Here is a 23,985-nt window from a genome sequence, read left to right on the forward strand (position 1 = left end):
TCTCGGCGCGAGCCGCCGCGCGCTGTTTGAGGCACTGGACCAGCCAGCGTTGAAGCCATTACCGACTGCGCCCTACGTCTACGCCGAGTGGAAGCAGTGCAGGGCCGGCCTCGATTATCACGTCGAGGTCGCGAAGCATTACTACTCGGTGCCGCACGCGTTGCTGCGCGAGGAGCTATGGGCGCGGATCACGGCGCGGACGGTGGAGCTGTTCCATGGCGGCAATCGCGTCGCTGTCCACGTGCGTTCGTCATCGGACCGCAAGCACACGACCGTGCGCGAGCACATGCCGTCGAGCCACCGGCGCTATGCCGACTGGACGCCGGAACGCATCCAGGGTCGAGCGAACGAGATCGGGCCGAAGACATCGGCGCTGATCGAGATCATCCTGCGCGAGAAGACGCATCCGGAGCAGGGCTTCCGCGCCACGATCGGCATCCTCAGGCACGCCAACAGCTTCGGGCATGAGCGACTGGAAGCCGCCTGCGGCCGCGCGCTCGAGATTGGCGCGCGCTCCTACACCTCGGTTACCTCCATCCTGAAGACCAACCTCGATCGCCGACGGCCTGCCTCCGCCACGGACGGGCCGGCGATCGTGCACGCGAACATCCGTGGCCCCCGCTACTTCCACTGAGGAGAAAACACGCAATGCTGACCCATCCAACCATCGACCAGCTGCGAGCCCTGAGGCTCGACGGCATGGCCGAGGCCTTTGTTGAACTGCAGTCGCAGGACGCTGCCCGGGATCTCGCGCCTGCCGAATGGCTGGCGCTGCTGCTCGATCGCGAGGCGGCACATCGCGGCACGCAGCGGTTCAAAAGCCGGCTGCGCAATGCGAAGCTGCGCCACGGCCAGGCGTCGATCGAGGACGTCGACTATCGTGCCGCCCGACGGCTCGACAAGGCGCTGTTCCAGCAACTGGCCGCCGGCCGCTGGATTGCCGAACATCGCAATCTGCTGATCACCGGACCGTGCGGTGTCGGCAAGTCGTGGCTCAGCTGCGCGCTGGCGCAGAGAGCCTGCCGTGATGGCTATACGGTGCATTACGCACGTGTGCCGCGCCTCTTTGCCGATCTCGAACTGGCCCACGGAGACGGCCGCTTCGCGCGTCTGTTCCGTACGCTCACCAAGGCCGATCTGCTGATCCTTGATGACTGGGGCCCAGACCGGCTCTCGGCCAACCAGCGGCGCGACCTCATGGAGATCGTCGAGGACCGTTATGGCGCCGGCTCGACGCTGATCACCAGCCAGTTGCCGGTCGATGCCCGCCTCGTGCATAACGCCCATCGTCTTGCGCTCGATGGGCCATCGATGCGCGATCCCAAGACGGCCAAGTCGGATACCTCAGCGCCGGGGCCGAGCGCGGCGGATAGGACGGTCACAAAACCGCCGACAGGAGCGAAAAAATGAACAATGCGCCCTCCGGCCCGCCCATGCGCGGCGCTGCGTTTGACTCGTGGCGGTCACTTCGCGCCGCGCACGGGCTCCACCTATCGCTTGACCCGAACCTCAAATACTGAGATCAGAAAATAAATCCAACGGCGCCATCAAGCTCGTGCGCCGCCCTGGTCGTCATCGACCGGATCACGCGGTCTCCATGCGCCGGTCAGCGTGGTCGCCTTCACCGGTATGCGCACAGCTGAAACGGATGAAGGTCCGATCCGGGCTCTCGGAATAGTGGTAAACCGCCAAAGCCCACATTACTCTGGGAAGTTGCCGTTGGAGGAGGCCGCCGACATTCTGGCATCAGCTGCGGGACATTGGGGCTCCTGCGCGGAGTACCTCAGAGAAACTGTGTCCCGCTTAGAGGAACTGGGCATTCACGACGAAGCGCTATGGCAACTCCAGGCGCTAGTGGCGGAAACGCTGCAAGTCACTCTAAGCTCCGAAAATTCGAACTAAGCCGGGTTGCCGTGCCGCTTTGGACGACGGTTGCCAACTGCACCCGCTTTTTCAAGATATCTCCGGAACGTGCAAGCGTTCGACGTCCGCATTCAAGGGACGAACGGTCTAGTGTCTATTGGGGCCCGCCTCATTCGGGCGGGCCCTTTTCTTTGTCAGCCAATATCGCCGAAGCCTTTGGTTTTTATGCGCTTTCTACGTTCTTCGGCCGACGAAAAAAGTACTGGACTACAGGACCACACGGTTTTGCCGTACGCACGGTCCGCTTGCTCGCCGCATTATCTTCCGGCCTTGTCGACGTTGCCGGAAGAATGCTGGCGAGACGAACCTGACAGCGCCGCTCGTCCGCACGCGGTTTCGGGCTCACGGAGAGCAATCCGCCCTGCCCTTAACCTCTCGCGCCCGACGCTGCCGCGTCCACCGCAACCCGGCCCGCGTTTCGAACGACTCGCGAACCGCCCCTCTTCCGTAGGCCGGGCTGTTTCGGTTTATGCCGTAATTCCGAATTTCGCTAAAGTGGAATATTTTTGCGGGGAGGGATTGACGCGCTTTGTGGTGTTTTGCCCGACGTCACATCTACCGATCGTTGATCCTCCAGGGTGAGTTGGTGGTCACAAACTCAATTTACCCCTGACCACCTGCCACCCCATAGGATCTACGAAGATCACGCCACCGCCGTATCCGGCACGCGCGCGGCTTCCATTGGCTGCTTGCCGCGGATCAGGTCGGAGGCGCGGTCGGCGATCATCATCGTTGAGGCGTTGAGGTTCGCCGAGATCATGCGCGGCATGACGGAGGCGTCGATGACGCGGAGGCCTTGCAGGCCGTGGACGCGGAGCTGATCGTCGACCACAGCCCAGGTGCTCTCCGCCGGGCCCATGCGGCAGGTGCAGCCGGGGTGGAAGGTGGTGGTGCCGCGTTCGGTGGCGGCAGCCAGGAACTCGTCGTCGGTGTTGATATTGGGGCCGGGGAAATCCTCGTAGGCGTAATAGGGCGAGAGCGGAGCCGACTTCAGCAAGCGCCGCGCGAGCTTCATGCCGGCGACGATGACGCGGCGATCGTGCTCGGCGTCGAGATAGTTGGTCTGGATGATCGGCGGGGCGAATGGATCAGATGAGCGGATGTGGACGTAGCCGCGGCTCTCGGGGCGCTGCTGCCAGGAGGCGACGGTCATACCGGGCTCGTCCTCGAGCTGGCCCTGTACGCCCTCCTTGTAGCTCGCCGGCGTGAAGGTGAGCTGCAAGTCCGAGCTCTCCGCGCTCTCGCCGGAGTGCCAGAAGCAATAGACCATGGTCGGCGACAACGACAGCAAGCCGCCGCGCGTGGTGGCCCATTTCAGAGCCTCGATCCATAGCGAGAGGCCCCGGCGGAGCTCGTTGATGGTCTTGATGTCTTTTACGCGCGCCACGGTGCGCGGTGCGTAATGGTCCTGCAGGCCTTCGCCGACCGGCAGCGCGTGACGCACGGCGATGCCGTGGGCCTGCAACAAGTCGGGCGAGCCGATCCCGGAGAGCTGGAGCAACTGCGGCGAATTATAGGTGCCGCCGGACAGGATCACTTCCTTGTTGGCGCGCACCTCGACCGGCGTGCCGCCGCGGCCGCCCTTCATGTAGCGTACGCCCACCGCGCGCTTGCCCTCGAAGATGATCTCGGTCGCATGCGCGTGCGTGCGCACGTGCACGTTCGGCCGCTTCATCGCGGGCCTCAGGAATGCGGTCGATCCGGACACGCGCAGACCCTTGTCGATGGTGCGCTGGCAGTAGGACACGCCTTCCTGGGTCTTGCCGTTGTAATCGGGATTGCGGGGAATGCCGAGCGAAACCGCGCCTTCCATGAACGCCTCGCACAGCGGATCGCGCCAGTTCATGGTGGTGACGATGAGGTTGCCGTCGCGGCCGCGATAGGTGTCCTCGCCCTCGCCGACCCGCTTCTCCAGCCGCCGGAAGTAGGGCAGCACATCGGCATAGCCCCAGCCGCGATTGCCCATCTGCGCCCAGGTGTCGAAATCCATGCGCTGGCCGCGGTTGTAGATGTGGCCGTTGATCGAGGACGAGCCGCCGAGCGTCTTGCCGCGCGGCGCGTAGATGCTGCGCCCGCCGGTCCAGGGCCCCGGCTCCTGCTGATAGGCCCAGTTGATGCTCTTCATGTGGAAGGTCTTGATGAAGCCCGCCGGCAGGTGGATGTAGGGATGCCAGTCGCTCGGGCCCGCCTCGAGCACGCAGACGCTGGTCGAGGGATCCTCGCTCAGCCGGCTGGTAAGCACGCAACCGGCGGAACCCGCGCCGACGATCACATAATCAAATCTGTCCATGGTGCCTCGGCCGTCGCTCAGCGCGGCTTGTCGTTGAGTTGATAGTCGAGATGCGTGCGCACCGTCAGCCATTCGGCCGCGGTGATGCTGTAGACCACAGTGTCGCGCAGCGTGCCGTTCGGCGCGACCTGATGGCTGCGCAAAATGCCGTCCTGCTTGGCACCGAGGCGCTCGATGGCGCGGCGGCTCTGGTGATTGAAGAAGTGGGTGCGGAATTCGACCGCAATGCAGTCTAGGGTTTCGAAGGCGTGGGTGAGCAGCAGGAGCTTGCACTGCGTGTTGAGCGGCCCGCGCTGCGCGCTCTTGCCATACCAGGTCGAACCGATCTCGACGCGGCGGTTGGCGGCATCGATGTTCATATAGGTCGTCATGCCGACGATCTTGCCGCTACCGTCGAACACGGTGAACGGCAGCATCGAGCCCGCGGTCTGAAGGCCGAGCCGGCGGTCGATCTCCTTGCCCATGTTCTCCGGCGTTGGGATCGCGGTGTACCAGATCGTGGAGAGTTTGCCGTCTTTCACGGCCTCCATCAGACCCTCGCGATGCTGATGCGACAGCGGCTCGAGACGGGCGTGCTGGCCGCGCAGGGTGATGGGATCAGGCCAGGGCATTTTGAAGTCTCCTTACGTCATTGCGAGGAGCGAAGCGACGAAGCAATCCAGACCGTCTCCGCGGACGCATTCCTGGATTGCTTCGCTTGGCTCGCAATGACGCTCACTAGCACCGTTTACTTGTTTAGAAAATTGAGTGGCAAACCGCCGCGCGGCCAGTCCATGGCGATCAGCTCGCCCTTGCCGGACAGCGTGATGTAGGCGGTCTTCAGTTCGGGGCCGCCGAAGGCGATGTTGGTGGTAACGCGGTCGCCCGTCGGGACCTGCTCCACCAGCGTGCCGTCCGGCGCGATTACCGAGATGCAGCCGGAGACCAGGGTGGCGACGCAGACATTGCCGCCGGCTTCCACCGCGAGCGAGTCGAACATCTGGTAGCCGCCGAGCCCGCAGATCGGCTTGCCACGTTCGCCGCGATAGATCGCGTCGCGCGGCTTGAGCGTGCCGGGCGCCGAGAGCTCGTAGGCCCAGAGCCGCCCCGTCGGCGTCTCGGCGATGTAGACGGTGTTCTCGTCCGGCGACAGACCGATGCCGTTCGCCGGCAGCACGCCGTGCACGACTTCCACGATCTCCGTCATGCCGGGCTTGAGATAATACATCCCGCCGACGTCCATCTCGCGCGCGCGGCGTTTTCCGAGGTCGGAGAACCACAGGCCGCCATGCTTGTCGAACACGAGATCGTTCGGCCCGCGCAGATCGTGCTCGCCGCATTTGGTCACGACGGTCTCCATCCTGCCGGATTGCAGATCGACGCGCTGGATCGATCCTCCCAAATAATCATCGGGCTGCGGTCCCGGCATGATCATGTTGCGGGTCGGGATCCAGCTGAAGCCGCCGTTGTTGCAGACGTAGATCTTGCCGTCGGGGCCAAGCGCGGCGCCGTTCGGGCCGCCCGGAATCTTCGCGACGATCTGCTTGCGGCCGTCGGGATAAACGCGGGTCAGGCGCTGGCCGCGGATCTCGACCAGCACGACCGAGCCGTCCGGCATCACGACCGGCCCTTCAGGGAATTCGAGGTCGGTGGCGAGAACACGGACGTTGGACATGAGGACCCTCCCGGCTGCTTATTATGCCTTGCCCGGATGTCCGGCACGGAGCCCCGCAGGCAAGATTTGCCAGCGGTTATGGCAAAGTCGCCAAGGCTTGCCAAGCAAGCGGGATGGTATGCCAGCCTTGCGCGGCCCTACTCAGTTCGAAGCGCGGCCGGTTTAGGCGGACGCGAGATGCTTCGCTTGATCGGCGTTGCGATCGATCGACCGTAGGGTGGGTTAGCCGCAGGCGTAACCCACCTCTTTGCCTTCTGCGAGCATAGACCTTGGTGGGTTACGCTTCGCTAACCCACCCTACTTCGCATCCTTCGTCGGCGGCGCGTCGGCCTTCTTCTTCACATCCTCCGCCATCTTCGCCTGCGCCGCCTGGAGATCGCTGACTGTCTTCTGCAAGCCGGCCACCATCGTCTTCAGCGCGTCGACCTGACGATTGGCCGCATCAAGCTTCTGCTGGTGATCGAGGGCGAGTTTGGTGATCGTCTTCTGGAGGAAATCGACGTTGCTCTGCAGGCAGCTGGTGCGCCGCTCCATGGTCTTCTCGACCGTGCAGATCTCGATTCCCGGCACGTCCTGCGCGCGGAGCGGCTCAAGCGCCAGCATGGCGAGCAGCAACATCGCGACACAAACGCCGGCGTTTCGAAGCAGCATGCAGGTTCCTCATCACATCAATCACGGCAATTTGCGCTGATTGCACGCCGCGGCCGGACGCTACCACACTCGTACCGCATTCTCGCGTTGAGCTTGCACCTGTTCCCTGGACGGGGAGCGATGATCGGGACGTGGCGAAGTGGGCGCTGCCGCTTTCCGAGTTTCATTAGGGGAGATTTCTGGAATGGCAACGCGCGATAGACGTCTGGCGGAATTCGATGGCGCCGGAGAACCGCCTCCGGGCATGCCGCTCGAAGTGCTGTGCGAGGACCACAGCGGAACGTATCAGCTGCCGTTCGCCTGCCGCTATGTCGAGGGACGATGGCAGAACCACGACGCCGGCATCGCGGTTGAAGCGACCGTCATCGGCTGGCGGCTGCCCCGCGTGAAGCAGCGCGGAGTCGCCTGAAAGCGGCTTGTCTCAGGCCCCTTTGTCCCAAAATGCAACGGCGCCGCGCGCCGCCTTAACCTTCGGAACGCGGCCCGAACGAATCACGTCCGAATCAGCAGCAAGGCCGTCCACGCCTGTTCACGGCTAAATGTCGCCAGCCGTACCGCTCGTGCGTACCATATCTGTGAGAGGCGCGGGCGGGCGTGAGACGCTGGCCGCACCAAAGGTTAATTGCGGCAATCGCACAATGGTCGGCAACACCGCGGAAGGTCGGCGCCGCCTAAACAGGCAGGGCAGGCAAAGCCTGCCTAATATTCGACCTCGAGCTCCTCGATCTCCGCCGGCTCTTCCTTGGCCGCGGCAACCCACTCCCTCATCTCGGGCATGGCCATGATGGTATCGGCATAGGCCTGGAGCCGCGGCTCGAGCTTGACGTTATAGGTCACGAAGCGCGTCACGACTGGTGCGTACATCGCATCCGCCATGGTGCGCTTCTCGCCGAACAGGAACGGACCGCCCGACAGCTCCAGGCAGTCGCGCCAGATCGCACAGATCCGGTCGATATCTGCCTGCGCGCGCGACCAGATCTTGAAGCCGGGGAAGTGCCCCTTCAGATTGACCGGCAGCGAGGCGCGTAGCGTGGCGAAGCCGGAATGGATTTCGCCGCAAATCGAGCGGCAATGGGCGCGCTGGATGCGGTCGGCCGGCACTAGCCCGGCGTCCGGCATGACCTCGTTGAGATATTCGGCGATGGCCAACGTATCCCAGACCGTGGCGCCGTCGTGCCGCAGGCACGGCACCAGGATCGAGGACGACAGCAGCAGAATTTCGGCCCGCGCGGAGGCGTCGTCCGGCGCGGTGACGATCTCCTCGAAATCAAGTCCGGAAAACTTGGTCAGCAGCCAGCCACGTAGCGACCAGGACGAGTAGTTCTTGCTGCTGATGGTCAGTGTCGCTTTCGCCATATGGCCCCTTCCCTCACGCCTGATACCGGCAGCCCGCCCGGCCCGCTTGCGTGCCCATTGCTTGTGCTTTCCCGTGTGTTCATCCGATTGAAGAGCAAGCGATGTGCCAGTTTTCCGGGCGATCTGACCCAGGTTTGGCTTCGATATTGCATGACAACATGGGACAGGTGGGCGCTTCAGTATGATGTCGATGTTTTATCAAACCTTTCAGAACCAGATGGACTTGGCAGCGCCGTGGCGGGCGGGAGCTTCGTCCGCGCTCAAATTCCTCCATCTGGTGCCGCAGGGCATGTCGGATCAGGTCGTCGGCCGGCTCGCCGCCGCGCTGGAGCTGATCTCGCGCTCCACCCTCACCTATCACCGCCCGGCCTACGGCATCGACAGCGTCATGGTCGGAAATCGCGAGGTCGCCGTCACCGAGGAGATCGCCTACGCGACACCGTTCGGCTCGCTCTTGCACTTCAGGAAAAAGGACGTGGGCGAGCAGCCGCGCATGCTGCTGGTGGCGCCGATGTCCGGCCATTTCGCCACGCTTTTGCGCGGCACCGTGAAGACGCTGCTCCAAGATCACGACGTCTACATCACCGACTGGCACAATCCGCGCGACATTCCCCGCAGCGAAGGCCGCTTCGGGCTCGACGATTACACCGAGCACCTCATCGACTTTCTCGGACAGCTCGGGCCGCGCCCGCACATGGTCGCGATCTGCCAGCCGTCGGTGTCCGCCCTCGCTGCCGCAGCGATCATGTGCGAGGACAACCACCCCTCGCGGCCTGCGACGCTGACGCTGATGGCTGGCCCGATCGACACGCGCATTCAGCCGACCCGGGTGAACGAGTTCGCCAAGAGCAAGCCGATCGACTGGTTCCAGAGCAATCTGATCAACTACGTGCCGATGCAGTGCCGAGGCGCGCTCCGCAAGGTCTATCCCGGTTTCGTGCAGCTCACCGCCTTCGTCTCGATGAATCTCGAGCGCCATATCAGACAACACATGGATCTCGCCAATCACATCGCCAAGGGCGAGAAGGAGAAGGCCGCCAGCATCAAGATCTTCTACGATGAATATTTCGCCGTGATGGACCTGCCGGCGGAGTTCTACATCGAGACCGTGCGCGACGTGTTCCAGGAGCACCTCTTGCCGCAAGGCAAGCTGATGCACCGCGGCCGTCCCGTGAACACCAAGGCCGTCAGCCGCATGGGGCTGATGACGGTCGAGGGCGAGAAGGACGACATCTGCTCGATCGGCCAGACGCTCGCCGCGCAGGACCTCTGCACCGGCGTGCGCGCCTATCGCAGGGTGCACCACATGCAGGCCGGCGTCGGCCATTACGGCGTGTTCTCAGGCAAGCGCTGGAATAACGAGATCTATCCGCTGCTGCGGGATTTCGTGCACGTCAATTCGTGAGGCGCATTCGTTACGGCGCTGTGACGGACAGCCGCAGAGTCTGAGGCGGCGGAACGGCGCTTCAGCGAGAGCCGGGGCACATACAACCTTGTGAGGCGCCCCAACTTCTGAAAATATGGCGCATGCACGACAGATTGCCTGTACGACGACACAAGACTTCGGAAGCGTCCGGAAGCGAGGGTGCGATTTCCCGCAAAGCACCGACGAAATCGCGGCGGCACCAGCGAGCCGGCCGCGCGGGTGACGATGCCATCATCGTCGAACTCGGCGGCCGGGTGAAGCGGCTGCGGACGCAGGCGGGCCTGACGCTGGAGGAATTTGCGGCGCAGTCCGGCGTCAGCCGCGCCATGCTGTCCAAGGTCGAACGCGGCGAGAAGAGCCCGACACTCGCGATCATCGTGCGGATCGCCAAGGGGCTCAATGTCTCGATGTCCACGTTGATGGGCGCGGAGCCAGATCCCGCGCAGGTCGCGGTGATTCGCAGGGCCAACAGGTTGGCCTTCAAGGATCCCGAGACCGGCTTTGAACGTCACAACCTGTCGCCGTCCCATCTGGACAACGACCTCGAGTTCCTGCTGCATCGAATTCCGCCCGGCGAATCCTCCGGCGAGCTGCCGCCCTACAAGGTGCCGACGGAAAAATATCTGGTCGTGCACGAGGGCCAGTTGACGGTGCAGACGGGCGAGGCGAATTACGTCCTCGATACCGGCGACTCCTTTTACTTCGATGTGCGTGAATCCTACCGTTTCATCAATGCGGGCAGGACTCCATGCGCCTACTATCTCGTCATCCGGCGCCGCCGCGCCTGACCCGGATTGCTCCCGTCCTACTGCAACGTAAACGGATTGGAGATCGACGGCGTCGGATTGATGAAGACGCTCTTCGGCTCCAGATATTCGTAGATGGCATCGAGCCCGTTCTCCCGGCCGATGCCGGACTCCTTGAAGCCACCGAAGGGTGAGAGATAGCTGACGACACGATAGGCATTGACCCAGACCGTCCCTGCCCGCAGTCGCTTCGGCAGCGCGATCGCGCGGCCTAGGTCGGTGGTCCAGAGGCCTGCCGCAAGGCCAAACGGCGTGTCATTGGCGAGTGCGACCGCCTCGTCGTCGGAATCAAATCTGATCACGCTGAGAACCGGCCCGAACACCTCCTCGCGCGCGATCCGCATGTCGTTGGTGACATCGGCGAAGATGGTCGGCTCCACGAACCAGCCGTCGCCGCATTCCGGCCGAAAGGCCCGCCGGCCGCCGAGGACACAGCGAGCGCCTTCCTGTTTGGCAAGCTCGATGTAGTGAAGCACCTTCTGCAGCTGCTGCTCGGTCGCAACCGGTCCGACGTCGGTCTCGGGGCTGTTGGGATCGCCGAGACGCGCCGCCTTCATCACCTCGACGAGACGCGAAAGGAATGCGTCGTGGATCGAGGAATGCAACAGCAGCCGCGAGCCGGCCATGCAGGTCTGACCGCTCGCGGCGAAGATGCCGGAAATGACGCCCTTGACCGCATCCTCGATGCTTGCATCGCCGAACACGATATTCGGCGACTTGCCGCCGAGCTCGAGCGAGACGCGCTTGAACTGCCGCGCCGCCGCTTCATAGATCTTGCGACCGGCAAGGTTGCCCCCGGTGAAGGCAATCCGGTCGACGAAGGGATGCTCGACGAGGGGCTCCCCGGTCTCGGCGCCCAGGCCCGTGACGACGTTGACCACGCCTTTCGGGAAACCGGCCTGTTCGAACAGCTCGACCAATGCGAGCAGAGAGGTGGACGCGAATTCGGACGGCTTGATGACCACAGTGTTGCCAGCGGCAAGCGCGGGTGCGAGTTTCCAGACCGTCAGCAGCAGCGGCGAATTCCACGGCGTGATTGCGCCGACGACGCCGATCGGCTCGTAGGAGACGTAGTGGAGCATGCCTTTTTTGTCGGTCGGCGGCATGCGGCCTTCGATCTTGTCGGCAAGGCCGCCGTAGTACTGAAACCAGCGCGGCAGATATCTCATCTGCCCGAGCATCTCCACCCTGAGCTTGCCGTTGTCGCGCACTTCCAACTCGGCCAACCGCTCCGCATTCGCAGCGATGAGGTCGGCAACGCGATTCAACAGCGTGCCGCGGTCGCTCGGATGCATGCTCGCCCAGGGACCGGCAACGAAGGCGCGATTCGCCGCCTGCACGGCCCTGTCGATGTCCTCCGCATTTCCCCTGGGGATGACGGCCCATGGCTTTCCCGTATACGGATCGTTGGTCTCCAGCCAACGTCCGGAGCTCGACTCGCACCATTCGCCGTCGATATGCATCTTGAACGCCTGGAGCCCGTGCGGGGCATCGCCCCGCACCTCGTCGTGCGACTTCGCGCGCATCGTATCCTCAGCATTCATGGCAGCACCTCAATTCCCAACTGCGGCTTACCTCACGGCGAGGTGAGGACATCCGCTCTTCTCGGCCGACACAAACAGGCCATCGCCCGGCAGCGTCGCGACCAGCCTGTAGAGATCCGCCGGGCTCTTGGAGTCCTGCGGGCTCTTCACCTCGAAAATGTGCATGTCGGAGACCACCCGGCCATTGGGCTGGATATGGGCGTGCTGGATCAGGTTGCCTTCGATCGGCTGTTGCAGCATCTTGGCCTGCACCTGTGCGGCATCGTCGGAGCCGACCGCGGCGACCGCCTTCAGGTAGTGGGTGGTGGCGAGATAGGCCAGCACATGGCCCATGGTCGGCACCGCATTGCCGTTGCGGGCCATGAAGCGCTTCGACCAGGCACGGGTCTCGTCGTTCAGATCCCAGTAGAACGAGGCCGCGAGCCGCAGGCCCTGCGCGGTGGAAAGGCCGAGCGAAGTGACGTTGTTCTCGAACACCAGCATGGTCGCGAGCTTGGCGCTGACGCCGAATTCTCTGGCCTGCTTGATCGCGAGGACGAGATCTGGCCCGGCATTGGCCAGCCCGATCACGTCGGCGCCGGAGCCCTGCGCCGCTAGGAGTTGCGAGGCGAGATCCGTGACATTGAGCGGATGCAGCACCTGGCCAACGACCTGGCCGCCGGAGGCCTTGACGGTCTCGCCGGCATCGGCGGCAAGATTCTTGCCGAATACATAGTCGGCGACGATGAAGAACCACTTCCTGCCGCCGGCATCGACGATGCCCTTGGCGATGGTCTTGGAGAGTTCGCTTGTCGATGGCGCCCATTGCGTGCCATAGGGCGAGCAGCCGTCGCCGCTGAAATTCGACGCATAGCCGCCGCTGACCAGCGTGGTCTTCTTCAGCGTGCGCGCAATGGCCTGCACTGCGAGCCCGACCGAACTTGCCCCACCCGGGATGATCGCGCTCACCCCCTGCTGCTCGATGTACTGGCGCGCAAGGGCCGCGCCGATGTCGGGCTTGCTTTGATGATCGGCCGAGATGACCTCGATCGGACGACCCAGCACCTTGCCGCCGAAATCTTCGACTGCCATCCTGGCGGCCAGTACCGTGCCGGGCCCGCCATTGCCGGAATAGACGCCGGACATGTCGTCGATAACGCCGACCCGGAAGGCCGCGTCTTCGGCGAGCGCCGCCGCAGGAGCGGTGCCCAATAGCATTGCAAGCGCGGCCGCGCGAAGCCGTGACAAGGTCATAGTTCCCTCCCTGAGGTATCGCTGATTTTTCATTCTCATCGCCACTAGAAAGCTACCTTGACTGCGCCCTGCAGCGCGAACTGCGGATTGCTGGTGCCGAACGTTCCCGCCGCGGTGAGCATGGCGTTGACGTTGCCTGACAGAGCCGTGCTCAGGCCGCCCACCACCTTGCCATAGGTGCGATCAGGATTGCCCTGCACGACTGTGTAGACCGGCAAAGCGAGCGCCACCGTTTCCGCCGCGAGCAGCGTCCGCGCGCCCCCGAGGAAATCATGCTCGGCGGTCAGATTGAGGAAGGAATTGACGGGACGCGTCGCAACGGTGAAGGGCGCGCGGAACTGCACGCCCGCACTGCTGATCAGGCCTTCGAGCTTCTGCCGCGCGACCGCCTGGGTGATGATGGGATCACCGGTCTCGGTGTACGGATTGACGTCGGTGTAGTCGTAGACGAGCCCGGCCAGCGGGCCAACCCGGACCGCCCCGACATCGAACAGATAGGCTGACTTGGCGCCGACCGTGAAGGTATTGCCGGTGGTGCTGCCGCGGATCGTATCGACGACGCCGGGACGATCGATGCGGTAGTTGTTGTAGCCGTACGTCGCGACGATGTCCGCCAACAGATGCGGGTAGGTGAAGGACGCAAAGCCGCCGATCTGATAGCTGTCGAGATTGAGGTGACCGGTGCCACCATGCAGATTGGCGACCGGATTGGTGTAGTTGAGCGCGCCTCCGACGCGGATGTTCGGATCGACCTTGTAGTCGGCACCGAACGTGCCGCCCGCAAGCGTGTAGTCGAAACCGGTGGCGTTTCCGTCGGCGCCGAAGCGGTCGCCGCGGCTGCCGCTGCCATAGGCTGCGGCGAGATAGACCGAGAACGGCAGCTCGGGCGCAAGACGCGGCGGTGCCTTCGTGCTCATGCCAGGCAGGTCCATGGAGGCAAAGGCCTGAGATGGTAGCGCCGTTCTCGTTACACGCGGATCGTTGGCACGCAACGCGTCGATCCGCGAGAAGATCGAATTCGAGAAATTCTGCGCAGTAAGTTGCGCGATGTCGCCCTGCGCGGCAATACCGTCCTGTGCCGCGAGCAGGTTGGCTTCGTAGCGCGCAATCACCGCATAGCCAGCATCGGTCGGATGCAGATCGAACATGAAATGCTGGTTCTGCACGTCCTTCGATGCCGTGAGGCAATTGCCATCAAAGACGCAAGCCGTACCGGTCTTGAATCCCAGGCTGGTCGGATCGGTGTAGGCCTTGGTATAGATCGCGGCGAGATCGACGACGTGAAGGCGCACGCCCGGAGCGGCAAGCGGCGCGAGTGTGCTCGCGAGATTTGTGTTTACGAGGCCGAAGAACGTCGTGGCTCCCGGAATGTTTGGAAACGCATAGGGCGCACCAAACGGATAGAAGCCGCCGATCACATAGAAATTGTAGGCCGACGACGAGAACATGTTCTCGACGATGAAATTATGTCCGCCCGCATTGATCAGTTGCGCGATGTTGCCGTACTGCTGGGACAAAGTTGCTGCGGATAACGTTTGCGGCGTGTAGGGAGTTCCGTTCGAATCGAGGATACCCAATAACGGTGCTGCCGAGTTGTTGGGCATGCCGCCGACGGCGATCAGGTCGTTCGGCCGGAAGCTTCGGCCGGCGCTGGTGAACTCGACAATTTGTTGCGCTACTGTCGGGCCGCCGTTGAATGCCGGAAAGACGCCGTTGCCTACGCCGTTGTAGGCGTAATCGTTGGGCTTGCTGAAGCTATAGCTGGTCAGCATCGACAGCCATTGCAGCGAACCGCGACCATTGCCGCAGGCACCGTACGGCGCCGATTGCGGAAACGCGATCGGGCAATTGCGCGACACGTCGAGCAGACTGTCGCCGAATCCGTAGATCGTTCCGGGCTGCTGCGCCTGCGCGCAAGCAACAGGCATTCCCGCGGCCAACAGCAATGCTGCGACCGGTACCGCTGACCTCAGTCTCACGGCGATCCCCCGTTTGCGTTGTCGTCCCTGCGTGGCGTCTTGACTGCGCCTTCACAAAACGAGCCTAGCAGAAATTTTCTATTATAAAAGAGAAATCTTCTATAGGAGATTTACCCGATCTTTTTTGAGGAGGCGACATGGAAGGTCCACTCAGCGGCATTCGCGTGCTCGAGCTTGGCACGCTGATCGCGGCACCCTTTGCGGCACGACTGTTCGCCGAATTCGGTGCGGAGGTGATCAAGATCGAGCAGCCCGGCAGCGGCGATCCCTTGCGCAAATGGCGCAAGCTGCATCAGGGCACGTCGCTGTGGTGGTATCTGCAATCGCGCAACAAGAAATCGATCGCGCTCGACCTCAAGTCCGATGAAGGCCTTGCGATCGCGAAGGCACTCGCGGCGAAGGCGGATGTGGTGATCGAGAATTTCCGGCCCGGCATCCTGGAGAAGATGGGCCTGGGCTGGAGCGTACTCTCCGCGCTCAATCCCCGCCTGACGCTGGTGCGCATCTCCGGTTACGGGCAGACCGGTCCGTACCGTGACCGCCCGGGCTTCGGCGCCATCGGCGAAGCGATGGGCGGGCTGCGCTACACGACGGGCGATGCCCAATCTCCGCCTGCGCGCGCGGGCATCAGCATCGGCGACAGCCTCGCCTCGCTGCATGCGGTGATCGGCGCATTGATGTCGCTGCTGCACGTCAAGGCCGGCGGCGGCAAGGGACAGATCGTCGACGTCTCGTTGTTTGAAAGCGTCTTCAATCTGATGGAGAGCCTCATTCCGGAATACGACCTGATGGGCCATGTCCGCACCCGCAGCGGTGGCTCGCTTCCGGGCATCAGCCCGTCCAACACCTATCCGGCGCGCGATGGCAGTTACGTCGTCATTGCGGGAAACAGTGATGCGATCTTCAAGCGGCTGATGGTCGCGATCGGCAGACCCGATCTTGCAGAAGATGAAGACCTTGCGACCAACGACAGACGCGTCGCCCGCAACGCCGAACTCGATGCGGCCATTGCGGATTGGACCCGAAAGCACACCATTGCGGAGGCGCTCGACGCGCTCGAAGCCGGCGGCATACCCGCCGGACGCATTTATTCGGTCGCCGACATTGTCGATGATCCACACTATCTCGCCCGCGAGATGATCATCCAGGCTGCACTGCCCGGTGACATCTCCGTCAAGATGCCGGGCATCGTGCCAAAGCTCTCCGATACCCCCGGCGCGGTCCGCTGGAGCGGCCCTGAGCTCGGCGCGCACACCGAAGATATCCTCGCCGAACTCGGCAAGACCGATCAGGACGTCCGGGAGCTGCGGCAGCGCGGCGTCATCCAATGAGTGCCCTGCCAGATATCAGCATCCAGGAGGTCTGCCCGCGCGACGGCTTGCAGATCGAGCCGATCGTGGTGCCGACCGACCTCAAGATCGCACTGATCGACCGCTTGTCCGCGTTGGGCTTTCGCCGGATCGAGGCGGGGTCTTTCGTCTCGCCGAAAGCGGTGCCTGCGCTCGCGGACGGCGATGCCGTGTTCCACTCCATCGCTCGACGTGAAGGCGTGGTCTTCGTTGCGCTCATCCCTAATCTCAGAGGAGCCGAACGCGCGCTGGAGGCCGGCGCCGACGAGGTGAATTTCGTGATGTCGGCGAGCGAGACGCACAATCGCGTCAATATGGGCATGGACCACCAGGGCTCATTGTCTGCACTCGCCGAGGTGACCGCCGCGATCGGCAGACGCGTTCACCTCAATGCGACGCTCGCAACGGCGTTCGGTTGCCCGTTCGAAGGCGAGCAGCACGAAGACAAGGTGCTACGGCTGATCGAGAATTATCTCCGTCTCGGTGCGCAGAGCATCACGCTCGCGGATACCACCGGCATGGCCAATCCGAAGCTCGTGCGACAGCGCGTCAAATCCATCCTCAGTCTCGTGCCGCGCGACGAACTGACGCTGCATTTCCACAACACGAGAGGCCTCGGGCTCGTGAATGTGATGGCGGGTTTCGACGCTGGCGCAGTTCGCTTCGACGCGTCCCTCGGCGGCCTCGGCGGCTGCCCATTTGCGCCGGGGGCATCGGGCAATGTCTGCACCGAAGATCTGGTCAATCTCTGCCGGGACATTGGGCTGAACACCGGTCTCGATCTCGAAGGCCTGATTGCGTTGTCCCGCGAGCTGCCGTCGATGATTGGACATCCCGTGCCGGGGCAAGTGGCCAAGGCGGGCCGCGCCTGCGATCTCCACCCGGTCCCGCTCAGGCTCACGCTGACGGACTGAGGGGACGCGAGGAGGCACGCTGATCCTGATGCTTCTGCCTCAGTCCCTGGCGGCACAATCGTCCTGTGTTGTCGGCCTCGCGCTGCGAACCAACGCGCCATTGGGCGTCGAGCTTCGAAGATGCGGGCGGAACGATCGAGATGCCTCTCTCGCCACGACCAGCTAGAGAAACGGCACGTGGCTAACGCTCCTTCTCGAGCAGTTCGTTCGCTTCAATAGCTTCTGGAAGATCTCGCTCCGCATGGAATTCAGCGAGCAGGGGAGCCAGCACCTCGGACACTGCGCCCACTCGGCCATTCTTCTTGTGCAGGCGCGCAAGTCCAAGGGCGCTGCGCAGCTCGAAAGTCCTCGCCTGTTGGTGTCGTGCGATCTCCAGCGCTCGATTGAGGGCATTTTCAGCCGTGGAATCGGCCGGGTAATCGTGACGCAACAGGAGCTCTCCTTGGACACGATGCAGCTCGGCATCAAGCCAATGCTGGCCGGATTGCGCCGTCCATGCGATCAATTCGCTCAAGATTTCCAGCCCGGTCTCGAGATGGCCCGCCTCTGCATCCGCCACGGCGACATGCATCCCCCAAAACGGCTCACAGAGGTAGCAGTCATTATCATGCAGCAAGGTCCAGCCGCGACGCATTTCCATCAGTCCGGCCATTCGGTCGCCGCCACGCCACTTGGCCAGGCCATTCAGATAGGTCCCGGCGGCCACATAAAGCGGCATCGTATGGTCGCGAGCGAGACCGAGCGCCAGGATGGTCTCCGTTTGCTGCAACAAGCCCCCGCATAGCCCGTCGAATACGGCGCGATGAACAAGCGCATTGGCCCGGGAAAGCGCCCGCTTTTCTCCTGAGGCACTCACTGCTTCAGCGGCAAGTCGGCGCGCGCGAGCGATGCTGCCAAGCGGCCAAAGCACCAGGGCAAGAAACCTCATGATTACAAACGGGAGATCCAGCGCCGAGGCCCTAAACGCCGAGGGATCCGGCTCGGCACCATAGATCGCTAGTGCCTGCTCAAGATGCGTTCTCGCGTTCAAGTAGTCGCCCCCGAACCAGCAGGTGACTCCGCCGGTCCAATGCGCAACGACGGCGGCCACCGACGAGTCCGGTCGTCGGTCGGCGGCGCTCATGATGGAATCCGCCAGCTCCCGCATCGGAGCGAACTCGCCGTGTGTCAGGCAGGCATTGAAGAGGCCCGAATGGACTGGCGCAAGTTCAACCGCATCACTGATGTCGGCCGCGATCTGTCGGGCGCGCGTCCATGCGGCCACCGTTTCCGGGGCGCTGTGCCCGAGGCTGCCTCGTAACGCGCGGCCATATGCGATTTGAAGATGCAGCCTGCTCATCAACCGGCCAGGCTCATCGGGCAGCTCATCGGCGGTGGCAATCGCCTTGCCGAAATGTGCAATTGCTTCGGAATAGGCCGAACGTTTCAACGCCTGCTGGCCCGCCTTGCGCCACCACTCGAGGGCGGCTTCGCTCAGCCCGGCCTCCGTGAAGTGGCGTGCTATAATTTCAGGCTCAATCTCAGCGACGATCGGAAATTTTTCACGCAGGACATCGGCGATGCGCGCGTGAAGCACCTGCCGTTTACTCTTGAGCAGGCTCTCGTAGGCCGTTTCCTGAACGAGAGCGTGCTTGAAACTATAGTTTGCTTCGGGAGGAGCCCCGCGACACACCAGCAGTCCGGCCTCTCCGAGTTGCTGTAGCGCAGCGCTGAGCGTCAAATCATCCCGTCCCGCCACATATCTCAGCAGCGCGTATGAGAACTCGCGACCGATAGCGGCGCCTATCTGCGCCACCTCCTTGACTGGAGCCAGCCGGTCGAGCCGCGCCATCAGCGAATCCTGCAGCGTCGCGGGAATAGCAAGCGGCGGAAGCGGACGACCGAGGCGATAGCGCCCGGCATCTTCGACGAGCAGTCCAGACTCCAGCACCATCTTTGTCAGTTCCTCGACGAATAGCGGGATGCCATCCGTCTTGTCGATGATCTGCTTCATCATCTCGCGTGGCAGCTGGCGACCAACGGTCACCTGCTCGACCAGCGCGCGCGTATCCTGCCGATCGAGCCGGTCGAGCCGCACCATGCTGACATTGGCAAGGCCCGACCAGGAAGGCTCGAATTCTGGCCGGGCTGTCATGAGCACGAGTATCGGCAGTCCCCTGATCCGGTCGACCCCGAGATCGAACAGTTCAAGCGTCGTGGCATCGGCCCAATGCATATCCTCGCAGACAACCAGCAGGGGTTGCTCTCGCGCCAGCCCCTCAAGCTGATCGAGAAGGACCGCAAATGTCTGTCGCCGCTGCTGCGCTGGACTCAAAGCGAGTGGTGGACAATGGTTGCCGGTTGGAATCGAAAGAAGAGCCGCAATGAGGGGTGTCGCTGGGGCGACCTGCTGTGTTCCAAGTGCCAGCATTGCCTCAAGCTTGTCGAGCTTTTGCCCGGGAGTGTCGTGCGAGCAGATGCCGGCGGCGCGCTCGATCTGCGCGACAAAGGGATGAAGCGCACTGTTGGTGTGGTAGGGCGAACACTGATACCGCACCCGGCGGTGCGCCCCCAAAGCGGGGCTTTCGGACAGCGTTGCGACAATGCGCGACTTGCCGATGCCCGCTTCGCCAGAAATCAACACCATCTGGCCCTGCCCCTGCCATGCGAGCCGCTGGCGCGAGAGTGTGAATTCAATCTCCTCCTTGCGGCCGACAAAGCCGATCGAGCGCGCTGCGCGGACCGCCTCGAAGCGACTCTCCGATGCGCTCGCCCCCTCGACCGCCCAGACCGCGATGGGTTCGGATATGCCCTTGACCTCGCGGCGGCCGAGATTGCGAAAAGTGAAGAGATCGCCGAGCAGCCGGCGCGTCGACGACGCAACGACGACCGCCCCCGGTTCCGCCAGGCTCTGGAGCCGGGCCGCGAGATTTGGTGTGTCGCCGACCGTTGCGTGCTCTTCCGACGCATCGCCGCTGATGAGGTCGCCGACCACCACAAGCCCGGTCGCGATTGCGATCCGCAGTTCAACCCGCTCGTCGGCGCCTGTTTTGAGCCGACTAACCGCTGAGATGGCGTCCAGGCCCGCTCGCACTGCGCGCTCCGCATCATCCTCGTGGGCGCGGGGATAGCCGAAATAGACGAGTATTCCGTCACCGACGAACCTGACGATCTTGCCGTCATAGGCAGCAATGACGCTCGCGCAGGCGGCGCGGTAGGCCCGGATCACCTCCCACATATCCTCGGGATCGAGGCGCGCCGAGAGTGCAGTCGAGCCGACCAGATCGCAAAACATGACGGTGAGGTGGCGCCGCTCGGCGTCCTGAGGAGGAGGAGCCGGCGATGCGATCAACGCGGCTGGATCGAGGTCGGCAATAGCACGCAGCATTTTACGGCGATGGCCGAGCAGGACTCCGAGCTTATCGAAGTCCTCGTCCATCAGTTCGGGAAGGACGCCCATGTCGATCCCATTTTGGGCAAAACGCTCCGCGTATTGTCCAAGCCCAAGCTTCTCGAGCCACTCCGCAATCTGCATTGACTCCACCGATCGTGTGGTTGGCGGTTAGCAGAATGTTGGACCACGGCACGCGGGGACAATATCTCAACATGACCGCGATGGCACGCCTTGTTTGTCGTGCGACAAATTAGGCTTCTCAGTGCCGATACCGCTTCCATGGATAGTGCTCGATGCGAACGGTTGCACCACTAAAAATCGCCGGCACGCAACGTTTGACTACTGAAGTTGCGAAAGATCGTCAGCTACTCACTTTCAGACTGAAGCCGAATCCAAACACTTGCGTCCAAACAGATGTCTTTCCGTGAGCACATCATCATTCCTTGTCCATAGGGGCTCCGTAGGTACGAGCCATCGTTCCCGCCGCAACTTGAAGCGAAGAGCCAACCACCCAAGAGCCGGCAACAAAGCCTATCAGGCCATTGGGAAGATTTTGATCAAGGACAAGGATACTGACGGAGAGAGTTGCTGCAATCGCGGCGCCGAACGTTCCTGCCGCGCTCATGATCTCAGCCACCTCGGAGCCGTTCCATTCTTCCGAGATGCTCGGAACCGACTTCCGCGCAACATTGCAAGACAGATCAATTCCAACATAACAGCTAAGGGCTCCGTAGAGCATCATTAGCAGCACGATCCAGCCGCTTTCAAACAGTCCACCTCTCTGACGCAACAACGTCGCACCCACATAGAGCCCGCAAGACGCTCCGATGGCTGCGAGCCCAATTCTTTCAAGAAGATGGGCCGCCTTGATCAGATCAGAACGAGCGATCCGAAGATTGCCGACGTATCCGGTTACGGATAATGCGCTGGAAATTGCATTGCTTATCTTCATTGGGGAACTCCTCAGGTAATAGCAGCCTACCGGCCGACCCCGAAAAGAGATCGTGGACGCGTTTTCGCGATGCCCTTGATTCCAATGTCTGAATATCTGTTCTGAGTGATGGTGTTGGCTTGCTCGTGAGCAAGACGAGGGCCAATCCAAAGCTGCGAGCACGCGGCTTCGCAGGCATTGCATCTCACCCGTGTCTGTAAGTTGGCTTCGGGTGTGGCAATTTCTTGCGGGAATGGTAGCTCGAAAGAGGTTGATGGAATATGAGACGGTTCACATACCGCCGTTCCCTGTCGCTCCATCCGGTCACAATTTCCGGAGATCGAGTCCCGCATTGTCGCGATACCGGGGGGCGCTGGAGCGGAGTCGACGGCGCCGTCGGTTCACAACCTGTCCGCGTTTCGCCGATGCCAGATCTATCCACTCTTGCCGTGTTCCTGCACGTCAATTCGTGAGGTCTGATCTTTTCATCTGAGACCCGCCGCGCCTTCGCGTCAGGCCGACCACTCCTCGCCCCAGATCTGCACGACGTGGCCCGGCGACACTTCACGATATTTTCGGACCGGCGGCTGGTAATCGGGCGCGCGCACAGGGCTTCTGATTTCGTCGCTCGAGGCTTCGCGTTTGGCGGCGCGGCGGGCCGGGTCGGCCACCGGCACGGCGGCCATCAGCTTCTTGGTGTAGGGATGCTGCGGATTGCCGAACACGGCCGCACGCGGGCCGATCTCGACGATCTCGCCGAGATACATCACCGCGACGCGGTGGCTCATGCGCTCGACCACCGCGATGTCGTGGGAAATGAAGAGATAGGCAAGTCCCATGCTGGCCTGGAGATCGAGCATCAGATTGACGACCTGCGCCTTGACCGAGACGTCGAGCGCCGACACCGCCTCGTCGGCGACGATCAGCTTCGGCCCGAGCGTGAGCGCACGCGCAATGCAGATGCGCTGGCGCTGCCCGCCGGAGAACTCGTGCGGAAAGCGCGCGGCCATGTCCGGGGTCAGACCAACACGGACAAGGAGGTCGGCGACCTTGTCTCGCGCTTGCGATGCGGTGGCGAGACCGTTGGCAAGCAAGGGCGCTGCGACCGCCGTTCCCACCGACATGCGCGGATTGAGGCTTGCGAACGGATCCTGAAACACGATCTGCATCTGCTTGCGACAGTCGCGCAAGGTGTGGCCGCCCATGCCGAGGACGTCCTGACCGTCGAGCAGGACGGTCCCACTGTTCGGCTCGAGCAGCCTCAGGATGGAGCGGCCCGTCGTCGACTTGCCGCAACCGGACTCGCCGACCAGCGCCAGCGTCTCGCCGGCACGTAGAGTAAAGGAGACGTTCTCGACCGCATGGACGCGGCCCGAGACTTTGCCGAACAATCCCGAGCGGATCGGAAAGCGCGTGGTGAGGTTGGATACTTCGAGCAACGGCCGCTCGGCGATCGAGACCGTATCCGGCGTCTGCGTCGGATCGTCCGACGTCCCCGTGATCTTGTCGACGATCGGAAAACGCATCGGCCGAGGCCGTCCCTCCATGGAGCCGAGGCGCGGCACGGCCGCGAGCAGCGCACGGGTATAGGGATGCGCGGGTGCCGCGAAGATGCGCGCGGTCGCATCAAGCTCCACTGCCTGCCCGCCATACATCACCACGGTGCGGTCCGCGATCTCGGCGACCACGCCCATGTCGTGGGTGATGAAGAGGATCGACATCCCCTCCTCTTGCTGCAGCTCTTTAAGCAGCTCCAGGATCTGGGCCTGGATGGTGACGTCGAGCGCGGTGGTCGGCTCGTCGGCGATCAGGAGTTTCGGCTTGCAGGCCAGCGCCATCGCGATCATCACGCGCTGGCGCATGCCGCCGGAGAAACGATGCGGATGCTCGTGGAAGCGCGATTTCGCCGCGGGAATGCGGACCCGGTCAAGCAGCCGCACGGTCTCGGCCTCAGCGGCCGCACGCGACAGGCCGCGATGGTAGATCAACGCCTCGGCGATCTGGAAACCGATGGTGAGCACCGGATTGAGGCTCGTCATCGGCTCTTGGAAGATCATGGCTACGTCGTTGCCACGGATATCCTTCATGCCGTGCTCGGGCAGCGTCAGCAGATCGCGTCCGGCCAGCATGACGCGGCCGTCGATGCGGCCGCTCTCCTTCGGGATCAACCGCATGATGGAGAGCGCGGTGACGCTCTTGCCCGAGCCGGACTCGCCGACGATCGCCACGGTCTCCCCGGCGGCGATGTCGAATGACACGTTGCGGACGACGGGAAGCCACTGCCGCTCGCGGATGAATGACGTGGTCAGGCCCGCAACCGACAGCGCCGGCGCCTGGGCTTCTGCAACGACTTGGCCAGGTGCGCTTGCACCGATGCTCATGCGAAGATCCTCACGCGTGCCGCGACGAAGGTGCGCTCCCTCCCCCGCTTGCGGGGGAGGGTTGGGGAGAGGCTGTCTCCACAATCGAGAACCCCCAAGAGGACAGAACCCTCACCCGCGCCTTCGGCGCGACCTCTCCCGCAAGCGGGAGAGGTAAGAGGAGCCTGTGGCTGCA

General features: G+C 63.1%; 19 protein-coding genes. 8 read left to right on the top strand and 11 right to left on the bottom strand.

All coding sequences use genetic code 11. From position 1 onward, the window contains the following. From IVA82_RS31115 to IVA82_RS31125, 3 genes are all read left to right on the top strand, one after another. Positions 1-634, top strand: a 634-nt coding sequence (locus IVA82_RS31115) for a transposase (protein ID WP_247493681.1), incomplete at its 5' end; no start/stop codon positions are given. Positions 635-648: 14 nt separating this feature from the next. Then, positions 649-1,410: an ATP-binding protein gene (locus tag IVA82_RS31120; protein ID WP_247493682.1), complete on the top strand. Its 762-nt coding sequence runs from the start codon at positions 649-651 to the stop codon at positions 1,408-1,410. A 219-nt stretch (positions 1,411-1,629) separates the two neighbouring features. Next, positions 1,630-1,902 carry a gamma-glutamylcyclotransferase gene (locus tag IVA82_RS31125; protein ID WP_247383761.1) on the top strand — a complete coding sequence of 91 codons (273 nt, stop codon included), beginning with the start codon at positions 1,630-1,632 and terminating at the stop codon, positions 1,900-1,902. Between the two features lie 664 nt (positions 1,903-2,566). Here IVA82_RS31125 and IVA82_RS31130 read toward each other — a convergent pair. From IVA82_RS31130 to IVA82_RS31145, 4 genes are all read right to left on the bottom strand, one after another. Further along, entirely contained in the window at positions 2,567-4,213 is a 1,647-nt protein-coding gene (locus IVA82_RS31130; RefSeq protein ID WP_247383734.1) for a GMC family oxidoreductase N-terminal domain-containing protein, read from the bottom strand. Between the two features lie 17 nt (positions 4,214-4,230). Then, positions 4,231-4,824 (bottom strand): GNAT family protein, encoded by a 594-nt coding sequence (locus IVA82_RS31135; RefSeq protein ID WP_247383735.1) that lies wholly within the window; start codon positions 4,822-4,824, stop codon positions 4,231-4,233. A 116-nt stretch (positions 4,825-4,940) separates the two neighbouring features. Beyond that, on the bottom strand, positions 4,941-5,867 hold the full coding sequence (locus tag IVA82_RS31140; protein ID WP_247383736.1) for an SMP-30/gluconolactonase/LRE family protein: 927 nt from the start codon (positions 5,865-5,867) through the stop codon (positions 4,941-4,943). Between the two features lie 297 nt (positions 5,868-6,164). Beyond that, a complete protein-coding gene (locus IVA82_RS31145; protein WP_247383737.1) occupies positions 6,165-6,518 on the bottom strand; it encodes a hypothetical protein in 354 nt (117 codons plus the stop codon). Between the two features lie 184 nt (positions 6,519-6,702). On the opposite strand from IVA82_RS31145, the gene IVA82_RS31150 reads away from it, so the two are divergent. Next, on the top strand, positions 6,703-6,927 hold the full coding sequence (locus IVA82_RS31150; RefSeq protein ID WP_148743510.1) for a hypothetical protein: 225 nt from the start codon (positions 6,703-6,705) through the stop codon (positions 6,925-6,927). A 290-nt stretch (positions 6,928-7,217) separates the two neighbouring features. Here the strand turns inward: IVA82_RS31150 and IVA82_RS31155 are convergent, their stop codons facing one another. Continuing rightward, the gene (locus IVA82_RS31155) at positions 7,218-7,874 is read right to left on the bottom strand and encodes a glutathione S-transferase family protein (RefSeq protein ID WP_247383738.1); all 657 of its coding nucleotides are present in this window, start codon (positions 7,872-7,874) and stop codon (positions 7,218-7,220) included. A 181-nt stretch (positions 7,875-8,055) separates the two neighbouring features. On the opposite strand from IVA82_RS31155, the gene phaZ reads away from it, so the two are divergent. Both phaZ and IVA82_RS31165 read left to right on the top strand, forming a co-directional pair. Beyond that, the gene (phaZ, locus tag IVA82_RS31160) at positions 8,056-9,279 is read left to right on the top strand and encodes a polyhydroxyalkanoate depolymerase (protein WP_247383739.1); all 1,224 of its coding nucleotides are present in this window, start codon (positions 8,056-8,058) and stop codon (positions 9,277-9,279) included. Between the two features lie 122 nt (positions 9,280-9,401). Beyond that, positions 9,402-10,088: an XRE family transcriptional regulator gene (locus IVA82_RS31165; RefSeq protein ID WP_247383740.1), complete on the top strand. Its 687-nt coding sequence runs from the start codon at positions 9,402-9,404 to the stop codon at positions 10,086-10,088. Positions 10,089-10,105: 17 nt separating this feature from the next. On the opposite strand, the gene IVA82_RS31170 is transcribed toward IVA82_RS31165, so the two are convergent. The 3 genes from IVA82_RS31170 to IVA82_RS31180 all read right to left on the bottom strand — a co-directional run bounded on the left by IVA82_RS31170 (position 10,106) and on the right by IVA82_RS31180 (position 14,862). Further along, positions 10,106-11,569, bottom strand: a complete 1,464-nt coding sequence (locus IVA82_RS31170; RefSeq protein ID WP_247383762.1) for an aldehyde dehydrogenase — start codon at positions 11,567-11,569, stop codon at positions 10,106-10,108. A gap of 108 nt (positions 11,570-11,677) precedes the next feature. Further along, positions 11,678-12,883: an ABC transporter substrate-binding protein gene (locus IVA82_RS31175; protein WP_247383741.1), complete on the bottom strand. Its 1,206-nt coding sequence runs from the start codon at positions 12,881-12,883 to the stop codon at positions 11,678-11,680. A 44-nt stretch (positions 12,884-12,927) separates the two neighbouring features. Then, on the bottom strand, positions 12,928-14,862 hold the full coding sequence (locus tag IVA82_RS31180; RefSeq protein WP_247383742.1) for an autotransporter domain-containing protein: 1,935 nt from the start codon (positions 14,860-14,862) through the stop codon (positions 12,928-12,930). Positions 14,863-14,999: 137 nt separating this feature from the next. Here IVA82_RS31180 and IVA82_RS31185 point away from each other — a divergent pair, with 137 nt between their 5' ends. Both IVA82_RS31185 and IVA82_RS31190 read left to right on the top strand, forming a co-directional pair. Then, a complete protein-coding gene (locus IVA82_RS31185) occupies positions 15,000-16,193 on the top strand; it encodes a CaiB/BaiF CoA-transferase family protein (protein ID WP_247383743.1) in 1,194 nt (397 codons plus the stop codon). After that, the gene (locus IVA82_RS31190; protein WP_247383744.1) at positions 16,190-17,125 is read left to right on the top strand and encodes a hydroxymethylglutaryl-CoA lyase; all 936 of its coding nucleotides are present in this window, start codon (positions 16,190-16,192) and stop codon (positions 17,123-17,125) included. The genes IVA82_RS31185 and IVA82_RS31190 overlap by 4 nt, the downstream gene beginning before the upstream one ends. 181 nt (positions 17,126-17,306) lie before the next feature. Here IVA82_RS31190 and IVA82_RS31195 read toward each other — a convergent pair whose 3' ends face one another. The 3 genes from IVA82_RS31195 to IVA82_RS31205 all read right to left on the bottom strand — a co-directional run bounded on the left by IVA82_RS31195 (position 17,307) and on the right by IVA82_RS31205 (position 23,810). Then, entirely contained in the window at positions 17,307-20,639 is a 3,333-nt protein-coding gene (locus tag IVA82_RS31195; RefSeq protein WP_247383745.1) for an adenylate/guanylate cyclase domain-containing protein, read from the bottom strand. A 295-nt stretch (positions 20,640-20,934) separates the two neighbouring features. After that, positions 20,935-21,450, bottom strand: a complete 516-nt coding sequence (locus IVA82_RS31200; protein ID WP_247383746.1) for a hypothetical protein — start codon at positions 21,448-21,450, stop codon at positions 20,935-20,937. Between the two features lie 491 nt (positions 21,451-21,941). Then, positions 21,942-23,810: an ABC transporter ATP-binding protein gene (locus IVA82_RS31205; RefSeq protein WP_247383747.1), complete on the bottom strand. Its 1,869-nt coding sequence runs from the start codon at positions 23,808-23,810 to the stop codon at positions 21,942-21,944. Between the last annotated feature and the right edge of the window lie 175 nt (positions 23,811-23,985).

It is taken from the genome of Bradyrhizobium sp. 142 (assembly GCF_023074015.1).
GTDB lineage: Bacteria > Pseudomonadota > Alphaproteobacteria > Rhizobiales > Xanthobacteraceae > Bradyrhizobium.